Source organism: Xylanimonas ulmi (genome assembly GCF_004216535.1).
GTDB classification, from domain to species: domain Bacteria; phylum Actinomycetota; class Actinomycetes; order Actinomycetales; family Cellulomonadaceae; genus Xylanimonas; species Xylanimonas ulmi.
In genome coordinates, this window is record NZ_SGWX01000001.1 from 2,717,350 (window position 1) to 2,735,468 (window position 18,119).

Genomic DNA, 18,119 nt, shown 5'->3' on the forward strand with positions numbered 1-18,119 from the left:
GTCGTCGTGCAGCGAGCCAGCCTTGGTGAAGGCGGTAAGGGGCGCGCGTCGATAGCGCCTCCTGGGCGGACGACGTAAGCGCTACATCGTGCGCGTCTCCGACGCCGAAGAGGGTTACCTGCGCCGCCTCGCCCTGGCCCACCGGGTCTCGGTTCAACGTCTCCTGGTCGAGTCGACCATGGTCGCCGGGGCCGGGGAGTCACTGGCCGACCGGCGCGCCGTCATCGCGAACCTGTTCGGCCTGTACCGGCTGGCGGCGAACATCGCGAACAACGTCAACCAGATCGCCAAGGCCACCAACGCCACCGGCGAGGTCCAGGCCGAACTGGCCGCGACTCTCGATGCCGTGCGCCGAGTCGCGGTACGCATCGACGCCCAGATCGACGAGCTGAGCCTGTCGCAGCGGGGCGGTGGTTCCCGGTGATGCCCAACGTCACCCGCGGGACGCGCATGGCCGGACTGCTCGCCTACCTCGTGGGCCCGGGGCGAGCCAACGAGCACACCGAACCGCACCTGGTCGCCGGCGACGCGCCGATGCTGTCGTGGCACGACGACAACGAGCTCGACCACGACTCCGCGATGGCGATCGCCGCCTACCTCGACCGCCCCCGCACTGCGTACGACGTCGAGGTCACCGGCGGGCACGTGTGGCACTGCTCGCTGTCGCTACGCGCTGAGGAAGGACTACTGCCTGACGAACAGTGGGCCGCCATCGCGAGCGACTTCACCACCGCGATGGGCTTCGACGACAACGACGGGACCAAGGCGCCGTGCCGGTGGGTCGCGGTGCGGCACGGGGTGTCCAAGGCGGGCAACGACCACATCCACCTCGTGGTCAACCTCGTACGCGAAGACGGCACGAGAGCGTCCGTGCACCGCGACTTCGTGCGCGCCCAGCGTGCCGCCCGGGACCTGGAACAGCGCTACGGACTCGAGGAACTGGAGTCGGTCGTCGCCCAGCGTTCCACCCGCGGGTACAAGCCCGCCGAGCGCGAGGCCCACGTTCGACGCAGCGACGCGGCCGGACGCGGCAGCGCCTCCACCCTCGGGCCGCGCGAACGCCTCGCCCTCAAGGTCCGCGCCGCGGCGACCGCGAGCCTGGACGAGGCAGAGTTCGTCCGCCGCCTACGCCGCGAAGGAGTGCTCGTGCGCGCCCGCTACGCCGACCACGGCACCGACGTCGTAACCGGCTTTTCCGTCGCCCAACGCCCAAGGCGCGGCGAACGGCCCATCTGGTACGGCGGGCTCTCTCTGGCCCGCGACCTCACCCTGCCCCGGCTGCGCGCCGCGCACGGATGGCCCGACACCCCGAGCGCGGCCGACGCCGCCGTGGCCGAGTGGACCGCCGCCCGCCGCGGCAGACGCGTGGTCGCTCCAGGACGCGAGACCGCCACGCCGAGCGCCGCCGAGTGGCAGCGTCGCAGTGCCGACCTGGGCGACGTCGTCGACCAACTCTCCGCCGTCGACGTCGCCGACGCCGACAAGTGGGCGACCGTCGCCCGGTCGACCGCGGGGATGCTGGCGGCATGGTCGAACGCCACCGAGGCCGAGCCCGGCGACCTCGCCGCAGCCGCCGAAGCACTCTCCCGCGCCGCTCAGACGCACCGACCAACCCCGCCTATGCCGAAGGCTGGACGCGTGGGTATCGCCGGTGCCGCGATGGTCTTGGCCGCGGCCGCCCACAGCGGCCAAGGGCGCGTGGCGCAGGCGGTCATGATCCGCCAACTCATCCGCCTCGCCGAGGCGCTCACCCGTGCCGCAGCCGCGCAACAGCAGATGCGGCTGGCCCAGCAGCTGGCCGATGACACACGCGCACGGCTTGCCCGCGTCCACGCCGGACTGCCGACACCGGTCGACGTCGTCGCGACGCGTCGGCTCGACTTCGTCGGGCGCAACGGGACTGGCTGGGCAGCACCGCAGACCTCCCCGATCCCGCGCACGCTCCAACCACACCGCGCGCGCCCACGCGCAAGCGCCGTTCGCGCCGGGGCCGAACGCTGAGAAGGAGACGAAGATGACCGAGTCCGACGGCATGAACGAGGCCCTTGAAGGGCAGTTGCGGATCGCTATCACCGTCGCCGGGCAGATCGGCGAGTACATCGCCCGCGCCCGCGAGAGCGCACTACGCCGAGCACAAGCCGCAGGCGAGCACAACGCCCAGGAGCTCGCCACACGCCTGCACGCCGAACGCGCCGCGGCACGAGCAGAGTTGACCGCTATCGCCCAGGACGGGTGGTGGGAGCACGCCGCCACAGAGCAGGTCGTGCACGCGTGGCAGGTCGCGCGAGCATGGGCCGACGAAGACCCATCCACGCGCATGGCCGCGGAACGAGTCCGGGCCGAGATCTGGTCGCGCTACGGCATCGACGTCGATAGCACCGGGGCCAACCCCGCCGACGTGCGAGCCGCCCTCGAGCAGGCGGAAGCCGACCGCCAGAACGCAGAGGCGGAGCGCGGGCGAGCCGCCGCGGAGGAAACAGAGGCCGCGCTCCTGATGCGGCAGGCAGACGCGGAGGAACGCCGCGCACATGAGGCTGGGCCCGACTTCGAGCAGGCACTCGCCGCGGCTTCTGGGACACGTAATGATGCACACCTCGTCTACGACAGCGCGGAGCGTCGACAGCGCCTCGCCCGCGACCTTGAGGCAAAGGGCGTGGCACCCGACGTCGTCGACACGCACGTGCGCGCCGACATCAGCCAAGCCACCCTGTCTGAAGCCGCCGTGCCGTCTACCAAAGCTGTCAAGGCCAAGCGCTCGCACCGACGCGGACCCCTCGCAGCGCGCCCACCGGAACTCACACGCTAGGAAACTCGGGGCTCGCGGGTTCTGGCTGCGACGGGAACCCGGCCACGTCTGGCCCAGAGCGCCAATGGTTCATCCTCTCCGACAGGCGCGCGCACGCTTCTTGCGGCAGGTGTGTTGATACGTTTGGGGCCGTCTGAATAGATCGTCCAATGAACGGAGCCCCAGGATGACGCGGCCGAAGTCCGTCACCTTCTGGCGCCTCTGGGTGCTCTCGCAGGCGCAGCGACGCCCCCCGGGCGATACCAACTGGACGGCTCGGCTCGAGGCAATCGCGGCCCATACCCTCGACGAGCGCACCGTCGACGGGAAGATCTACGACCCCCGCGTCAGCGACGGCAAGGCGCTCCTCGGTATCCACGCTCCGCTCAAGCCGGACTTCATGACGACGATCGACCTCAAGACCAAGACGGTCTCGGATCTCATGAGCGATGACGATGACAGCGCCCCGTTCGCCAACTCCACTGCAGCGATGTTCCTACCGCCGGGCAACGTCGTTGCGGTGATCACAGGTAATCAGAGCTCGCCCAAGGCCCAGTCGGTCGAGAAGTTCCTGGAAGAACTCGTGCCGCTGCCCACCGGAGATCGATGGAAGATCGAACCTCTGATGGACCATGGCCAGCTCGTCAAGCTGCAGAAGGAGGCACAGGGCGCCGTGGCCTTCTCGTCGCGATTCAGCACGGCAGTGGATCTGCTGTCCCCTGAGTCGGAGGCGCCCGAGGGCATGGTCTCGTTCGCCGACAGGATTGCTTCTCGCGTCGGTGGGGACATCGAGGTAACCATCGAGATCAAGCTCACGCCCGAGAGTCGGAACAGGTCCACCTCGAAGCGCATGCTCGACCTCATCAAGGGTGACGTGCCACGTCTCGTGAGGGACCGTGGCAGCAAGACCAAGGCGACCGCCGTGCTGCCAGGTGGCGTCGAAGAGGAGCTTGAGCTTGTGGCACACCGCCTTGCCGCAACTGTCGACATCGATGAGACGGCGTCGGAGAGTCGAAGGTTCTCCGCCCTACTCGACTACCTCACGCGTGTCGGTGGCGAGATGGAAGGTAAGGTCCGAGAGCTACTCGAGGGGTGAGTCTGGTGCGTAGCCGTCGTCGCGTCGCTAATTTGCTTGCCGCCCACCCGAGCCCGGACCACCTGTTGCCGTCCGGCATCATGGTTGCGTGGTGGTTCGGCACGGGTCAGTACGTGCCCGTGAACCCAGACGCGCGCCTCGCGTTCTTCGCCGGCGTGGCAGTCGTGTCTGGCCTAGTGCTGGCGGCGGCAACGTTCGTCTGCGCGCTGACCTACCAGTCAGCGAACATCCTCATGGCAGGTGTTCGCCGTCGGTACTCGCGGGAGCTCAAGCGGAACTGGTCCTCAATCATCGTCTCAGCGTTCCTGACGGCGGTCGGCCCGATTGGCGCAATGCTCGTGGACGACGTTAGGCCTGCCATCGGCATCGGTGTCGCGCTGTACTGCATCGGATTGCTCGTTGCGCGGGCGGTTCGGTCGGTCTGGTGGCTCAACTACACGCTGTTCATGCAGGACATCGCCGAGAGCACTCCCGAGAAGTACGCGTTGCCGCCTGTCCGGACTGCTCACACGAGGCCGGAAGCGCACTGAAGCGTTCAGCGGGGGTCAACGCGGTGACGTCGGTTGGCACCGACGGATCGAGCACCGTCACGAAATCGAGATTCTCCCCAACGGGATGAGGACGGTCGCGAGTTTGTCCAACAGGGCAGGTTCGGCGGCCTCGAACCCGGGCCGTTGGTGGAGGCCGGCAACGTCCCACCTCAGTGAACCGCCAGTCTCGCGCTCGGTACCGGGCATCGTCGAGCGGATGAACGCAGGTGGCAGGGACGCCGGTCGAGTGCCGAGGCCCTCGACCCGAGCCCGCCGCATTCCCGGACCTGCGAGGTGCTGGGCCGCAAACTCAGGCGCGGCACTGCCTTGTACGCTCCATCGCCCATCACACCACGATCCCGGAGACCCCGACGAGGTGCCCCCAGCGTGCGACCCTCTCGGCGTCGGCCGCTGTGACAAGCGGCTGGTTCCCAACGGTCACGAGAACAAGGACCTCGCCGGTCCTGTGCGCGACTTCGCTCCACGCACCGTCGTCGTTCAACGGCGTCGTACCCGGCAATCGACGACGCGATCTGGCCGGACCGCTCCACCGAGGACAACCTCAACACCCGCAACACCGCGACGTCGAAGCTGCGGCGCTGGCTCGGCCAGGACGACGCCGGCGAGGACTACCTGTCCCGACATCACGCGGGAGCCGGCTACGGCTTAAGCCTCGCAGTGACGTCCGACGTTGATGACTGGCGTCGTCTGCTCGGAGGCGAGCCGCTCAAGGCGCCCACCGAGAACCTCGAAGCGGCCCTCACGCTGGTGCGCGGGACTCCGTTCGAGGGCACCCATCGGCGCCGATACGCGTGGGCGGAACCGATCCGGCAGCGCCTCACGTCCGAGATCGTCGACGCCTCCCATGCGCTCGCCAAGCGTCGCCTCATGGAGGGGCGCTGGCGGACGGCCGAGGGCGCCGTCGTCGTCGGGCTCCGCGTGGACCCGGCGCAGGAGGCGCTGTGGCGCCTCCGCATCCTCGCGTCCTACGAGTCGCGCAACCCTCAGGCAGTCGCCGAGGCCATTGACCGACTCCTCGCCATCACCGAGCGGCTCGAAGTCGACCTCGAGCCCGAGACCGAAGAGCTCTTGGCCGCGATCAAGCGGCCCGACACTGACACAGGCCGAGCGCTTGACCTGCACGCCCTCTAGGAGGAGGCCCCATGACCCGAACGGCACGCGTCAACGCTCTGGTCAGCGTCGTCGCGCTCACGGTGTCGCTCGCGCTGACCGGCTGCCAGTCGGACCTCGAGGGCCCACTCCGTCGCCGACTGCGACGACGCCGACGTGGACTCCCACGCCGAGTCCGACGCCGTCGCCGACCGAGACGGAGGAGACGCCTGAGGACGCGGCCGCAGCAGCGGCCGAGGAGGCCGTGCGCGCCTACTACGCGATGCTCGACGCGTCCCTCCAGAACCCCGAGACGTTCAACCCGGACGACCTCAAGCACGTCGCCATCACGACAGCGCTTGCCAGCGCGCAGAACCGGTTCAACGCCATCTGGGGTCAGCAGGGCCTCCGCCAGACCGGATCGACAGTTCTCACGGAGGTCGCTCTCACGAGCGTCGACTTGGCCCCCGCCGACGACATCCCGATCGTGGAGTTCCGGGTCTGCTGGAACACGAGCGGGCTCGACGTCCTCGACGCCGACGGGAACTCGGCCATCCCCGCCGACCACAACCCGCTGGGCGTCGAACGAGTCGGTGTCGCCAACTACGAGTACCCGACCGGCCCATGGCTGGTCGCGTTCACGGAGTTCAAGGAGGGCGAGACATGCTAAGACGCAGCGCGAGCGCCGTCGTTGTTGGTGGAGTCGTCGTCCTCGCCACCGCGGCACCCGCTTGGGCGGACCCACCGACCTGCGTCGAGGTCGACAACCTCACCGGCATCTGCACGCTCTTCACGAGCGGCGGCGCCCAGAGCGGCGGCGACACCGCGACGCCAGTCAGCGACGACACGCCCAACGGCGGGAGCATTCCAAGTCCCGTCATCGTCATCGACGGCCAGGACTGCATTCCCAGCGGCCTTGCCGACCCGCAGCCGAGCCAGGGCGATCCGGTGTGGAAAGGGCACACCGATGGGGCGATCTACTCCTGCACGACCAGCCCCGGGAGCCTGCTCGGGACTCAGTCGACCGTTCTCTTCTGGGCGGCGTCCCCGCCCGTAGCGCCGCCGCCGCCAGATCCCGAGGTGCTCGCCCAGCAGGCCGTCGCGTCGATGGGCCTCTCCGCGATCGACATCGGCATCGTGCCTGAGCCCGGGGCCGGAAGCGTCGGCGTCATCGGCCTGCCGACATGGATGTGGGCGCAGAACCCCGGGGAGTCGACCACGGGTCCGATCACGCGGACCGCGTCCGCCGGCGGCTTCACCGTCACAGCGACGGCGCGGCTGGACCAGATCGTCTGGACGATGGGCGACGGCGCGATCGTCACCTGCGTCGGCGGCGGCACGCCGTACGCGGACTCCTACGGGAAGTCGTCGTCACCGGACTGCGGCCACACGTACACCAGGCAAGGGCGCTACGCGGTGAGCGCGACCTCGTACTGGACGGTCGCCTGGTCCGGCGTCGGCGAGACGGGCACGATCCCGCTCGACTTCGTCAACACCACGCAGATCGCGATGGGTGAGGCGCAGGTCATCACGCAGTAGTACCGGGATGCCTTCGGGCTCGACGACGGTGGGCCCCGGCTCGGTGGTCTGGCACTGCGAGTGGCGGAGTTCGGCCGCCAGCGCGGTGACGCGCCCCTCAGCGGTGGGCGCAGAGGTCCGAGCCAGCGGCTGGGCACGCAACCCTACGGCGCCCGGTGACCGACAGCGGTTCAAGGGAGGCAGGGAACCCTGGACTGTGAGCACAGTCCCGATGGTTGGTCGCGACGGAGAAACCGTGGCTGGTGCCCAGGCGAGAGAGACACCGCGGCCACGAGGTGTGGCGGCAAGTTCTCGTCCTTGTGTGACCGTGACGGCGCGGCGACGTCCGTCTGCTCTCAGTACGAGATGCTGCACATGGCGAGCAGGATCATGGCGATGCTGGCGAAGCCGAGCACGATCCCCGCTGTCGCCATCCCGTCGCCGCGGTCTCCGGTCCGTCGGATCTCGGACTTCGCGATGAAGCCGAAGACGATGCCGAGGATGCCGCCGAGGATGCCGAAGACAAGCGCCAGGATCGCCCAGACATTCGTGCGGTCTGACTGGGGCGGCACGCGAGTCAACGGGGACTGAGATGGGGAAGGCGAGGCCGCGACTTCGTGCCGTGTCCCGACGTGGACATCGCGGTTGATGGTCCCGCACCGTGGGCACGCGATGTTGCGGCCATGGGGCATCGCGAGGCCAGCCGGGTCCTTGCCCAAGAAGGCTCTGCCTCTGGCAAGCGTTTCACTGCACTTTCCGCAGCGAGCACCGGCGGCGTTGACCCAGGAGTTGGCGAGCGGTTGGGCGAACGCGCGCGTGCCGGCGCCGCAGGCTCCGCACGTCATGCTCCGCCACGTCCCGTGGCCTTGCGGGCACTCGCGGGGCTCGCCGCTCGCGCCCTGCTCCGAGGCGGCGGGCGCCGACGCGCGCGCTTCGGTGACGGTGGTCGACGAGCCGCATTGCGAGCAGAACCGCGCTTCGGCCGCGACTTGGTGTCCGTTGGGGCATGAGCGCGCTCCGACGGCAATACCGCAGCGCGAGCAGAAACCGCCACCTTCGACTGTGAGATGCCCGTCTGTACACGTCATGCCAGCCTCCATGGGCTCAACTCTCACAGGCCGGGCCGATCACCGCGGCGCGCGCGGCGCTCATGGACTGGCGACCGCGCGTTCGAGAACCGCACAAGATGCTCTAGCAGCTGACGACGGCGAACGGCCCTGTCGACGTGTTGGTCGCGACAATCTCTCCGTTCACGAGGATCTCGCACGAGATCGACCCGGCGCCGGCCGAACCGCGCTGCGCGGTGACCGAACCACGCTCATGACGGGCAGGGCGCGAACTCCGCATCCACGTCTGCGACCAGGGAAGCGGCTCGCTCGTCGCCTGCTGGATCGACCACTCGTTCGGAGCGAACCACGTGACCGATCCGCGTGCGGAGTCACCGTGGACCCGGAGTGTGACCTCGTGCCGGACGTCCACTCCCACGTGGAAGCCCGCGGGGAGCCGCTCACCTGGCTCGCGGGACGTCGAGTAGACCACCCCAGACCGGGTGGACGACAGCCCGCTCGTGAACCCGGCTGTCACCATCTTGGCGTGCGCCTCATCTGCGGGCAGGCCGCGCACGTCAGGAACTGTCGCCGCCGGCCACTCAAGGTCGAAGGCGACGGTCGAGCCCTTCTCCACGACCCGCCCCGCGCGAAAACTCGGGTTGCTGACCGTCCACTGGGCCGTCTCGCGCTCCGACGTGTTGCTCGTCGAGAGTTCGAACCCGGAGGGCAGTTCGCCGTCGAACACGAACCGCTGACGGTGCGCGGACAGCCCGGCCGCCTCGATCGCCGCGGTCGCGTTCCGATACGTTGCCTGGCTCACCTCGGGCACGACCGTCACGGGGAGGATCGCTGTCAGGTCCACCTGCGAGCCGGCCGTCAGGGTCCCGGTGGCGACGTCGGAGTCGACCAGCCATGAGCCGTCCGCTCGCTCCGCCGCTATCTCGAAAGCCGCTCCGGTGAGGTCTGCGTCCTCGACGATGCCGAGACCGGCGACGGCTTGTCGAACCTCCTGCTCGTCCTCGAACGAAGCGGGGATCCCCACACCGTCGCCGTCCTCGACCACAGGGATCCGGGCGCCGGCGACGTTGGGGACGAGACCCGCGCCTCGCAGCAGCCCTATCGCGAGGTCGAGCGACCGTCCCTCAAGAACAGGCACCCTCACATCCACCAGCTCGACCTCGAGCACGACGGGAGACCTGCGCAAGAGCCGTGTGCCGGGCGCGGGGTACTGCCCGACCACGCTGGTGAAGTCCGCGAACTCTGCCGCGATTCCCTCCCCGCCCTCGACGTTCGAGATCCCGTGGGTGTACAGCAGCGCCTGGGCTGCGGGGAGCGTTTCATTGAGGAGGTCGGGGACCTCGGTGCGCATCGCGGCGAAAGCCCCGCCAGCTGTCAACGCGACAGCTGTCAACGCGACCCCGCCCTTGACGTACGTCGATCTTGACAGGGGAAGCGCGAAGCAGCGCTGCTTGGTCGGCATGGGTCAGGAGGCTAGGAACGCACGCTCCCAGGACCGGGTGCCTGTCGCCGTGCGCATGGGCCCGGGGCGCGCCGTCGCGCCCGCCGTCCGCGGCGGATCGCCGGCTGGCGTCCGGCGCTCGCCTAATGCCACCACGAGACACAGGGGAACACGGTTCTCCCTGCGCCTCCGCTCAAGGTGCAGATGCCGACCATGCTGTCGCGCTGCAGGCGATCAAGCGGCAATGCGAACCGCGCGATGGTCGTGAGTCCGGCCAACAGGCCGAGCGGTGAGGGTCGACACGCACGACATCGTCGTCGATGGACGGCAGGGCGGGCTCTCCGAAGGAGCGCGGCTCATGCCCGACGGCTGAGGCCCGGGGATCCAGCTTTGAACCTGCCGACGTCAAGGGTGGGCGGACGAAAGCCGCTCGCCGCACACTCCATCCCCCTGTGTCAACGGTCTCTGAAAACTGACCCCCTCCGGGTTCCCGAAAACTGACCCCTCTCGGCTGCGACTCGGGCAGGCTTGGTGCGTGGCTGAGGTCGAGCGTGTGTTCCCGTTCTCGCCTCGATCGTCGCGCAGCCTCCGGGTTGGTGACCTGATCGGGGTTCCCCTGGAAGACGGCTCCTGGGCGTGTCTTCAGGTCACCGTGCTTCTGCCTTCAGGACCGGGGTCTGCGTCGTCGTTCGTCGTCACGCCGTTGCCGTGGCGCGGCCAGTCACCGCCGGTCGAGGCCACGGTCGCCGGGGTGGTGCCCACCGAACACGGACTGACCCACATTGACCTGTTCCGCAAGGCGGGCCTGGCTGTGACGGGCTGGGCGCCGGTCGAAGGCGACTCAGCACCGCGCTACGACCAGGACGCACCGGTCGGAACTCGGCATCTCGTGTGGGGCTATCGAACCGCGATCCAGCGCGCCATGGATGCGGCTGGGAGCTCACCTGAGCGCTGAGAAAGCTTCCGCTCATTTCTCGCGGTCCTTGGCGAGGAGTTCGCGGCGGGCTCGGGTGCGGTAGGACTCGCCGGCGAGGGTGAGGACCTCGGCGTGGTGAACGAGGCGATCGATCATGGCGGCGGCGACGACTTCGTCGCCGAAGACCTCGCCCCACCGGCCGAACGGCAGGTTCGAGGTGACCATGATCGAGCCCTGTTCGTAGCGGGAGGCGACGAGCTGGAAGAACAGGTTCGCCGCGTCGGTATCGAACGGGATGTAGCCGACCTCGTCGACGATGATCAGCTTGTAGCGGCGGATCTTCTTCAGCTCGGCCTCCAGGTGCCCGGCGTGGTGGGCACGGGCGAGGCGGTCGATCCAGTTCGTCGCGGTATCGAACAGGACCGAGTAGCCAGACTGGGCGGCCTTGATGCCCAGGCCCACCGCGAGGTGCGTCTTCCCGATGCCGGGCGGGCCGAGCAGGATCACGTTCCCCGCCTTGGGCACGAACGTCGCGGTGGCCAGGTGCGCGAGGACGTCCTTGCGCAAGGACGGCAGGTGGTCGAGGTTGAAGTCCTCGAGTGTCTTGATCGCCGGGAAGTGCGCGGTGCGGATCCGCATGGTCGCCCCGGAGGCTTCCCGGTCGGCGACTTGCCGTTCGAGGACCGCGGCGAGGTACTCCTCGTGGGACCAGTTCGCCTCCCGTGCCTGGTCAGCCAGCGTTTCCCAGGTGCGTGAGATCGTGGGCGTCTTCAGGACCCTCGTCAGGTAGGCCAGCTTCGAGGCCAGCCCGTCAGGTCTCGTGGTCGTGGTGGTGGTCATCTCGTCCCTTCAGCGGTAGAACCCGCCCCGGAGTCGGGGCGGGGGTCGAAGTCCACGCCGAACAGGGCGTCGTACTCGGGCAGCGCCCGGATCGCCACGACGTGCCCGTCGGCGTGGGTGCGGGTCGCCCGGGACGCCTTACGGCGTTCGGCGAGGTCGTGGCGCAGCGCCTTGGCGATCTCCCGGTGCTCCGGGTCGGTGATCGTCAGCTCGCGCGCCCAGGAGCGGGTGTGGTCGGCCACGACCTGCCCGTCACACGTGACGATCACCTGGTCGGCGGTGGCGCGGATGTCGACGAACCTGCCGATCGCGCGCGGGTCCACGGAGTAGTCGTTGGAGTCGATCCGCACGTAGTAGTCCCGCCCGAGCCGAACCCGGTGCGTGAGCCCGATCATCGGCGCGATCGGCGGCAGGTCGACCATGGCGGCGAGGTCCTGCTGGAACAGGTCGATGGGGCGGGCGCGGATCACGCGCATGCGGCGCACGTTCGCTGTGGTCTCAAGCCAGTGGGCGAACTGGGTGTTGAAGTCCTGCGGGCTGGTGAACGTGCGCCCCGGCAGGAACGAGGTCTCGAAGTACTTGTTGCGCCGCTCGATCCCGCCCTTGAACTCCGGATCCACCGCCGGGGCCAGCGTGATGCTCACCCCGAGGGTCCCGGCGAACGAGGCCGCCTCCACGGTCGGCTTGCCGCGCCCGCCGATCGCGGCCTCCCGGTCCCAGACCAGCTGCCGGGGAGCCTTGCCCCACCCCCTGATCAGGTTCCACATCCCGGCCAGGATGTCTCCGCCCTTGCGGGTCGGGATCATCACGGCGGCGGTCATCTTCGAGAACCCGAGCGTCATCGCGAGCACGGGCAGGATCTCCTCCTGGCCGGGGCCGACGGGGATCTTGTAGTCCGGGAACCACAGGTCGCACTGGGCGATGTCCCCGGCCTCGTACTCGGTGCGGTCCGACGGATCCAACCCGACGTACTGCGGCCGCAACGTCGTCAACCGCTTCTTGAGCGGAGACATCGAGTGCGGCCAGTTGATCCGCGACGCGATCTCCGGTGCACTCATCCGCGGCGCATTCAGCAGCAGCGACCGGATCGCCGGCTCGTACGCGTCGACGACCGACCCGGTCTTGGCCCGCTCGTACTGCGGCGGACGATCAGAGGCCAACGCCGCGCGCACCGTGTTGCGTGCGATCCCGAGCCGGCGCGCGATCTCCTTGATCGCCACGCCCTCCGACCTGTGCAACCGGCGGATCTCCGCCCAGTTCTCCACGCTGATCACCCCCGAAGCATCAACCAGGGGGTCAGACTTCCCAGCCCCTCAAGGGGTCAGTTTTCGCGAGGCGTCAACACCCTGGAACCTTTGTGCCTATCGAGTTTCCCCGCCGTGTCGGCGGGGACCTCACGGCCGCAGGCCCGGCACGTCCTCGTTGCTCCGCGAAACCGCCGCTCTCGTTGTGCGCGGAGACGGGCTGCTTCTCGCTGAAGAAGCTCAGCGCAACGGTGTTCGCTAGCAAGCTCTCGATCGAAGACGGCACCACAGATGCAGCGACGCCGCACGGCGGACGTCGATGGGACTTCCGCAGGAACGGTGGGTGAGCCCAGCGGTTTCTAGTTGTTCGCCGGCTCGAGTCGGCCAGCGAAGGTGATGGCGAACGCGTTCAGTGCGGGCTTCCACCTGATCATCCAGCGTGCCCTGCCGCCCCCGGTCGGGTCCAGGGACCGGGTGACCAGGTAGAGGCACCGTAGCGCGGACGCCTCGTTGGGGAAGTGCCCGCGGGCGCGCACGGCCCGTCGGTACCGGGCGTTGATCGACTCGATCGCGTTCGTCGTGCAGATCACGCGGCGGATCTCCACGTCGTAGGCGAGGAAGGGCACGAACTCAGCCCACGCGTTCTCCCAGAGCTTCACGATGGCCGGGTAGCGCCCGCCCCACTCTTGTGTGAACTCCGCGAACCGCTCCCGAGCGGCGGCCTCCGTGGGCGCGGTGTAGACCGGCTTGAGCGCCTTGACGATGCCGTCGCGGTGTTGCCGGCCGGCGTAGCGGAACGAGTTGCGGATCAGGTGCACGACGCACTGCTGGACGATCGTGCGCTCCCACACGGTGGTGATCGCGTCGGGCAGGCCCTTGAGCCCGTCGCACACAGCGATCAGGACGTCGTCCACGCCGCGGTTCTTGATCTCGGTGAGGACCTGGAGCCAGAACCGTGCCCCTTCGGCGCCGTCACCGGCCCAGATCCCCAGGATGTCCCGCTCACCGTCCGTGGTGACGCCCATGACGACGTAGAAGGAGGTGTTACGCACCTGCCCGTCACGGACCTTGACGACGATCGCGTCGACGAAGATCACCGGGAAGACGCGGTCGAGCGGCCGGTTGGCCCACTCGGCCATCTCCCCAGACACCTTCTCCGCGATGCGGCCGATGGTGTCCTGGGAGACCTTCGCGCCGTACACATCGTCGAAATGCGCGGCGATCTCTCCGGTCGTCAGCCCACGCGCGGACAAAGACAAGACGAGCGCGTCGATACCGTCCAAACGGCGCTTGCGCTTGGGCACGACGACCGGCTCGAATGTGCCCTCCCGGTCCCGCGGGACCTCGATCTCGACCGGGCCGATCTCCGTGAGCACGGTCTTGGCGCGGGTGCCGTTGCGCATGTTCGTCCCCGCCGGGACGCCGCCGTGCTCGTGACCGAGGTGCTCGGTCATCTCGGCCTCCAACGCCGTCTGAAGCACCTGCCTGGTCAGCGAGGCGAGCAGCCCGCCGGGCCCAACCAGAGAGACTCCCTGGGACTTGGCCTGCGCGAGCAACTGCTGCGCGAGCTCGCGCTCATCGATGATCTCTCCGGTCACCTGATCGATCATCAGATCCGGGTCCTGCTCGACCGCCGCAGCGGTCATGGTCGTGTCTGTCACAGCCCTACCTCTCGGTCAGGCTGAGCCACCCACCGTTCCTGCGGAAGTCCCACGTCGATCGCGCGGGCGATCGTGGGGCCGAAAGCGCACGAACCGAGGAATCCTGTTGGGCGGGAGGCATTGCGCGCCTCTTCTCGGCCACCTTCTTCGTGCCGCTTTGAGACGGCCTAGTGGTGCCGCGAGAAGGCTTGGGAAACGCCCGGTCACGGTTGCGTGCGGGTGCGGGTGCGGGTGCGGAGCCACTCGTTGGCTCAGGATCCCGTTCGGGGGATGCGTCGATGATGAGAAGCGGTCCGGCGATGCGTCGTTCGGCATCGACGACGTCGCGCACGTCGTCGAGCGTTGCCGATGGTACGAACGCGGTCACCTTGGCGTGGAGCCACATGATCGTGCAGCCCGCGCCGACCAGCGCCCGCAATGCGCTGCTGCCATCATCGCGCCCGGATGCGACGCCAATCTCCGTCCGCAGGCGCAGTGTCGCTGCGAACCGCGCCTTGGCCGCTTCGCTCGGCAGGGTCGTTGGCTGAGGCATCGTCACTCCAGTCGTCGCTCCGTCTACAGCCAATCGTGAGCGCCTTAGGCCCTGCCGTAGCCCGTGTGGCGCTCATCCGCGGCGCAATGTGCGCACTCCGAGATCTGGTGACGTCATCCGCAGGGTGTTCGTTGGGACCAGGCTGGGCGTCAGCCCGGCGGGCAGGTCCGATTGCGACTACCTCTCGTGGCGCGCGGGTGGATCGTCATGTGGTGGTGCTCGAGGTGCCCGGCAATCAGACGCGACCTTTCAGTATTCGATGAGGCGTTGCGCCGACCGCGCGCTGCGGGACAGTGCTCGCGCTCTTTGCGATGGACTTGACACGCCCGGGATCACGGATTTGCGGCGGCGTGTCAGCGCGATTGTGCTGCACGTCTGCAACTCGGTCGTCGTCGAGGACTCAGGCAAGCGGGTCGCCGTCGTTCACGCCATTGTGGTTTCCGTACGCCATGCTTCGGCGAGCCTTGCGACCGCGCGTGAGCAGCGCATCTTGACCGCTGAGCGCGAGGCTCCAAGGCGTGTACTGGCCTCATCGAAGCCCCAACGCCGTTCGATCCCTGGTTGGTAGACGGTCGCGAGCATCTGACCGTCCTCGCGAGTGATGGTGCGTTGCTTAACGCCCCAGGCGATGACGGTGAGGAGGTCCGAGTCTGGGCTGATGGCGTCGATGCTGAGATGCTCGCCGTCGTCGACTATTTGGCGGCGGGCTTCGCGGTAGGTCGCGAAGTCGCCGGGCGGAGTGGCGTCGGCGTAGAGCGGCGTCGGGTCGAAAGGTACCGGCACATGTTCCGCGAGGTGCCGCGTGACGCGCTTGAGTGTCGAGGATGAGGTTCGCGGCGACACGCTCGAGACGCCGCTGGATGGGGTAGGCCGCCGCGACCTCGAGGAACTCTTCGAGGACGAGTTGGCGGGTCGACGCGGCCGAGTCGGGGTCACCGTTCGGGTGCTTGGCCTCGGTTCTCGCCGCGAGACGTGAGGGCCCCGGGAGCATTGCTTGGAGGAGTGTGCGGCTCGCGAGTGGTTCGTCGGCGGCGGCGAGCCGCAGGAGGGCGAGCAGGATGGCGTTCTTGTCGGCGTCGGCCGCTGCGTCGATGGCGTCGACGATGTCGCCCGGCCGCGAGAAGCCGGCGAGGGTTGGTTCGGCCTCGCCCCAGAGTTCCACGGTCTTCGAGGTCGCGGAGCGTCTGTGGAGGTGCACCCATTCCAGGGTGAGTTGCCGGTAGAGCGCGGAGGACGTCCCGGTGGGCGCCTCGTCGTGCTGCCGGAAGATCTTCTCGGCCTGGCTCATGGGCACCACCGAAACGACGATGTCTTGCCCGATGTCTTGCCCGAACGGGTTCTGTGGACGACTTCGCTTCGGGCGGCAGCCTGTGGACACGCACGGGTGCGGACGACTACAGCGAGAGCGCGCCGGCGGCGTCCATGCCCACGCGCGGTGGGTTGAGGTTCGACGGGTCGAGATCGGCAGGGTCGATCCGCGGCGTGGCTTCGACAGGCTCAACAACCGGGGGCTCCGTAAGCGCCTCCACGAACGTGTGGGCGCAGCGCAGCACCCGTGAGGCCGTGTCCTTGATGACTTGGGGGTCGCAGTCTGACCAGCCGGCGATGTACCCGATCGAGTAGGTCGAGGTATCAAGACCCAGCAAGCCCGCCGAGACGTAGGCAACGCTCTCCGCTTCGGTCTCCTTGATGCCGCGGTGGCGGACGTACTCGCCGTCGGCATCGTCGGCATGGAGAGCACTATGGGCTGCCTCGTGCAGACCCACCTGGCGAGCATGCCCGGCGCCAGGCGGTCGCCGATGACGATGCGCTTGCTGCCGTCCATCATCGTGTAGCCGTTGGTCTCGCCGGGGATCGGGTCGAGCGTCACGGTCCAGCCCTGGTCGGTGAGGTAGTCGACGACGGCGTCGAAGATGCCCTCGGGGTCCTCGCCCGTGAGCCGCTCAGCGATCACAGCCGTTGCCGCCTTCTCCGGGTCGACGATGTCGCATTGGCTGATGTCGAAGACCGGCACGGGGAAGTAGAGCATACGTCGCGTCTCGGCCTCTTCACCGAGCGCTGGGTCCTCGGCGACATCGGTGACGGCGCGCCCACCGAAGATCCGGATCGCGTGCTCGCCACGTCGAACCTGGTAGCCGCAGGCCTGCCACGTCCGGTAGCTGGCCACTGCGGTCGCATCCGGGCGTTGTGCCAGTATCGCCAAGACGTTCCCGATCGAGTACTTGTGCATGTGTTGCGAGAACTCGAGGAACCGTGTCCAGTTGGTCGAGTCGCGGAGCTTCTCGACCTCGGCTGCGATCGTCTCGTGGAGCGCCTCGGCCTCCGCGCGACGCTCCTCGGGCGACTTGGTGGTGCGAACCTTGCGAGCCACGGGTCACATCCCCATGTCGCGGGCGGCATGCGAAGCGTCGAGAAGAGTCAGTGGGTCGACGTCGTCGACGACGGGATCCTCCGCGAGCTCGAACGTCCATCCGAGGCGCCCGAGGTCGTAGGTGCCATCCGGAAGCGGGCTGACGTCATCGAACATGCCGGGACGGCCTCGACCGTCGAAGTACTCAACGCGGAGCACGTCTTCGCCGTCGACCCAGCCGCGGACGTAGTTGTCATCGAGGACGTCAAGCAGCTCCTCAAGCGTGGCGCGGTCGACGATGGGCGTGGCGAACCCGTTCCAAGTGTCGCCATAGCGGACGGCGTCGAACGTGGTGCTGTGGAACGCGGGGTGCGTGAACCTCGGGACCATTGCTCTCTCCTTGCCAGCGCGCGCGGTTGGGGTGTCGGACGGTGGGTCGGCTCATGCCGCCGGGCCCGACGGGTGAGGGGGCTCGGGGCCCCGGTCCGCGACGATGAGCTGGGCCACGTCGGCCGGGCTCTGCTCGCGCGTCTCGGCGATGGGGAGCCCGGTCGCGGCCGCGAGGTCGCGCCAGAGGCTGCCGCGGTGGTGATCGTCGAGGAACGCGCGGACATTGGGGTCGCCGTAGAGGTGGTCGCCGACCCCGAGCGCGGGCGTGGACGCGGGCACACCAGTGACGGTTATGCGCACCTGCGCCGCCTGGCCGTCGACGGGTGAGGGCAGCCAGCGGGCTTTGTTGCGCCGTTCCATGTGGGCGTGCAGCGCCTCATGGTTGTCGGCGATCCAGGTAGGGGCGAAGTCGACATCGAGCCCGCACGCGGCGGTGAGCAGCTCGTTGAGTCGCTCAGCGGTGAACTGCACGAGGGTGTCCACCGTGAACGCGTTCTCGGACGCTTTGGTCAGCGTCACTCGCGTGAACCCGGGGAGTTCGGGCAGGTCGAGGTCACGAAGGGTGGTCCTGTCCCCGACGTGCAGGTCGCGCGTGATCTCAGCCAGGCTGGGGCTCGCCGGCACGGCAGGCGGAAGCGT

The 18,119-nt window shown here is 68.6% G+C and carries 19 protein-coding genes and 1 pseudogene; 9 read left to right on the forward strand and 11 right to left on the reverse strand.

Going from position 1 to position 18,119, the window contains the following annotated elements; all coding sequences use genetic code 11:
• The first annotated feature begins 88 nt into the window (after window positions 1–88).
• From mobC to EV386_RS12645, 8 genes are all read left to right on the forward strand, one after another.
• Window positions 89–424, forward strand: coding sequence for a plasmid mobilization relaxosome protein MobC (gene mobC, locus EV386_RS12610; protein WP_242607952.1), 336 nt, complete (start codon window positions 89–91; stop codon window positions 422–424).
• Entirely contained in the window at window positions 424–2,001 is a 1,578-nt protein-coding gene (locus EV386_RS12615; protein ID WP_242607953.1) for a relaxase/mobilization nuclease domain-containing protein, read from the forward strand. Before mobC ends, EV386_RS12615 begins: the two co-directional genes overlap by 1 nt.
• A gap of 13 nt (window positions 2,002–2,014) precedes the next feature.
• Window positions 2,015–2,806 (forward strand): hypothetical protein, encoded by a 792-nt coding sequence (locus EV386_RS12620; protein WP_130415496.1) that lies wholly within the window; start codon window positions 2,015–2,017, stop codon window positions 2,804–2,806.
• Window positions 2,807–2,972: 166 nt separating this feature from the next.
• Window positions 2,973–3,881: a hypothetical protein gene (locus EV386_RS12625; RefSeq protein ID WP_130415498.1), complete on the forward strand. Its 909-nt coding sequence runs from the start codon at window positions 2,973–2,975 to the stop codon at window positions 3,879–3,881.
• A 32-nt stretch (window positions 3,882–3,913) separates the two neighbouring features.
• Window positions 3,914–4,411: a hypothetical protein gene (locus EV386_RS12630; RefSeq protein WP_130415500.1), complete on the forward strand. Its 498-nt coding sequence runs from the start codon at window positions 3,914–3,916 to the stop codon at window positions 4,409–4,411.
• A gap of 678 nt (window positions 4,412–5,089) precedes the next feature.
• Window positions 5,090–5,563: a bacterial transcriptional activator domain-containing protein gene (locus EV386_RS12635; protein ID WP_242607954.1), complete on the forward strand. Its 474-nt coding sequence runs from the start codon at window positions 5,090–5,092 to the stop codon at window positions 5,561–5,563.
• Between the two features lie 223 nt (window positions 5,564–5,786).
• Complete coding sequence (locus EV386_RS12640; RefSeq protein WP_130415504.1) at window positions 5,787–6,191, forward strand: hypothetical protein; 405 nt, start codon at window positions 5,787–5,789, stop codon at window positions 6,189–6,191.
• Window positions 6,185–7,060 carry a hypothetical protein gene (locus EV386_RS12645; protein WP_130415506.1) on the forward strand — a complete coding sequence of 292 codons (876 nt, stop codon included), beginning with the start codon at window positions 6,185–6,187 and terminating at the stop codon, window positions 7,058–7,060. The genes EV386_RS12640 and EV386_RS12645 overlap by 7 nt, the downstream gene beginning before the upstream one ends.
• 335 nt (window positions 7,061–7,395) lie before the next feature.
• On the opposite strand, the gene EV386_RS18525 is transcribed toward EV386_RS12645, so the two are convergent.
• Window positions 7,396–8,139 (reverse strand): DUF4190 domain-containing protein, encoded by a 744-nt coding sequence (locus tag EV386_RS18525; protein WP_207216533.1) that lies wholly within the window; start codon window positions 8,137–8,139, stop codon window positions 7,396–7,398.
• A gap of 91 nt (window positions 8,140–8,230) precedes the next feature.
• Entirely contained in the window at window positions 8,231–9,457 is a 1,227-nt protein-coding gene (locus EV386_RS12655; protein ID WP_165399927.1) for a PASTA domain-containing protein, read from the reverse strand.
• 625 nt (window positions 9,458–10,082) lie between these two features.
• Between EV386_RS12655 and EV386_RS12660 the strand changes: the two genes are divergently transcribed.
• A complete protein-coding gene (locus EV386_RS12660; protein WP_130413730.1) occupies window positions 10,083–10,502 on the forward strand; it encodes a hypothetical protein in 420 nt (139 codons plus the stop codon).
• A 12-nt stretch (window positions 10,503–10,514) separates the two neighbouring features.
• On the opposite strand, the gene istB is transcribed toward EV386_RS12660, so the two are convergent.
• The 9 genes and pseudogenes from istB to EV386_RS12700 form a co-directional block, all read right to left on the reverse strand.
• The gene (gene istB, locus EV386_RS12665; protein ID WP_130413728.1) at window positions 10,515–11,303 is read right to left on the reverse strand and encodes an IS21-like element helper ATPase IstB; all 789 of its coding nucleotides are present in this window, start codon (window positions 11,301–11,303) and stop codon (window positions 10,515–10,517) included.
• Entirely contained in the window at window positions 11,300–12,577 is a 1,278-nt protein-coding gene (gene istA / locus EV386_RS12670; RefSeq protein ID WP_130413726.1) for an IS21 family transposase, read from the reverse strand. Before istA ends, istB begins: the two co-directional genes overlap by 4 nt.
• A 329-nt stretch (window positions 12,578–12,906) precedes the next feature.
• The gene (locus EV386_RS12675) at window positions 12,907–14,157 is read right to left on the reverse strand and encodes an IS256 family transposase (protein WP_130416687.1); all 1,251 of its coding nucleotides are present in this window, start codon (window positions 14,155–14,157) and stop codon (window positions 12,907–12,909) included.
• 55 nt (window positions 14,158–14,212) lie between these two features.
• Window positions 14,213–14,740, reverse strand: coding sequence for an NADH-quinone oxidoreductase subunit E (locus EV386_RS12680; RefSeq protein ID WP_130415510.1), 528 nt, complete (start codon window positions 14,738–14,740; stop codon window positions 14,213–14,215).
• A 423-nt stretch (window positions 14,741–15,163) separates the two neighbouring features.
• On the reverse strand, window positions 15,164–15,583 hold the full coding sequence (locus EV386_RS12685) for a hypothetical protein (protein ID WP_130415512.1): 420 nt from the start codon (window positions 15,581–15,583) through the stop codon (window positions 15,164–15,166).
• Between the two features lie 551 nt (window positions 15,584–16,134).
• Window positions 16,135–16,506, reverse strand: coding sequence for a hypothetical protein (locus tag EV386_RS18530; protein WP_207216534.1), 372 nt, complete (start codon window positions 16,504–16,506; stop codon window positions 16,135–16,137).
• 332 nt (window positions 16,507–16,838) lie between these two features.
• Window positions 16,839–17,111, reverse strand: a pseudogene (locus EV386_RS18730) (ArdC family protein); the annotation flags it as partial.
• 3 nt (window positions 17,112–17,114) lie between these two features.
• The gene (locus EV386_RS12695) at window positions 17,115–17,480 is read right to left on the reverse strand and encodes a hypothetical protein (protein ID WP_130415514.1); all 366 of its coding nucleotides are present in this window, start codon (window positions 17,478–17,480) and stop codon (window positions 17,115–17,117) included.
• A 51-nt stretch (window positions 17,481–17,531) separates the two neighbouring features.
• Entirely contained in the window at window positions 17,532–18,104 is a 573-nt protein-coding gene (locus EV386_RS12700) for a hypothetical protein (RefSeq protein ID WP_130415516.1), read from the reverse strand.
• Between the last annotated feature and the right edge of the window lie 15 nt (window positions 18,105–18,119).

Coding starts and splice junctions, on each gene's coding strand:
- EV386_RS12695 (WP_130415514.1), bottom strand. CDS start 17,480: ATGGTCCCGAGGTTCACGCACCCCGCGTTCCACAGCACCACGTTCGAC.
- EV386_RS12655 (WP_165399927.1), bottom strand. CDS start 9,457: ATGCGCACCGAGGTCCCCGACCTCCTCAATGAAACGCTCCCCGCAGCC.
- EV386_RS12620 (WP_130415496.1), top strand. CDS start 2,015: ATGACCGAGTCCGACGGCATGAACGAGGCCCTTGAAGGGCAGTTGCGG.
- EV386_RS12615 (WP_242607953.1), top strand. CDS start 424: ATGCCCAACGTCACCCGCGGGACGCGCATGGCCGGACTGCTCGCCTAC.
- EV386_RS12675 (WP_130416687.1), bottom strand. CDS start 14,157: ATGATCGATCAGGTGACCGGAGAGATCATCGATGAGCGCGAGCTCGCG.
- EV386_RS12645 (WP_130415506.1), top strand. CDS start 6,185: ATGCTAAGACGCAGCGCGAGCGCCGTCGTTGTTGGTGGAGTCGTCGTC.
- EV386_RS18525 (WP_207216533.1), bottom strand. CDS start 8,139: ATGGAGGCTGGCATGACGTGTACAGACGGGCATCTCACAGTCGAAGGT.
- EV386_RS12625 (WP_130415498.1), top strand. CDS start 2,973: ATGACGCGGCCGAAGTCCGTCACCTTCTGGCGCCTCTGGGTGCTCTCG.
- istB (WP_130413728.1), bottom strand. CDS start 11,303: ATGACCACCACCACGACCACGAGACCTGACGGGCTGGCCTCGAAGCTG.
- EV386_RS12680 (WP_130415510.1), bottom strand. CDS start 14,740: ATGCCTCAGCCAACGACCCTGCCGAGCGAAGCGGCCAAGGCGCGGTTC.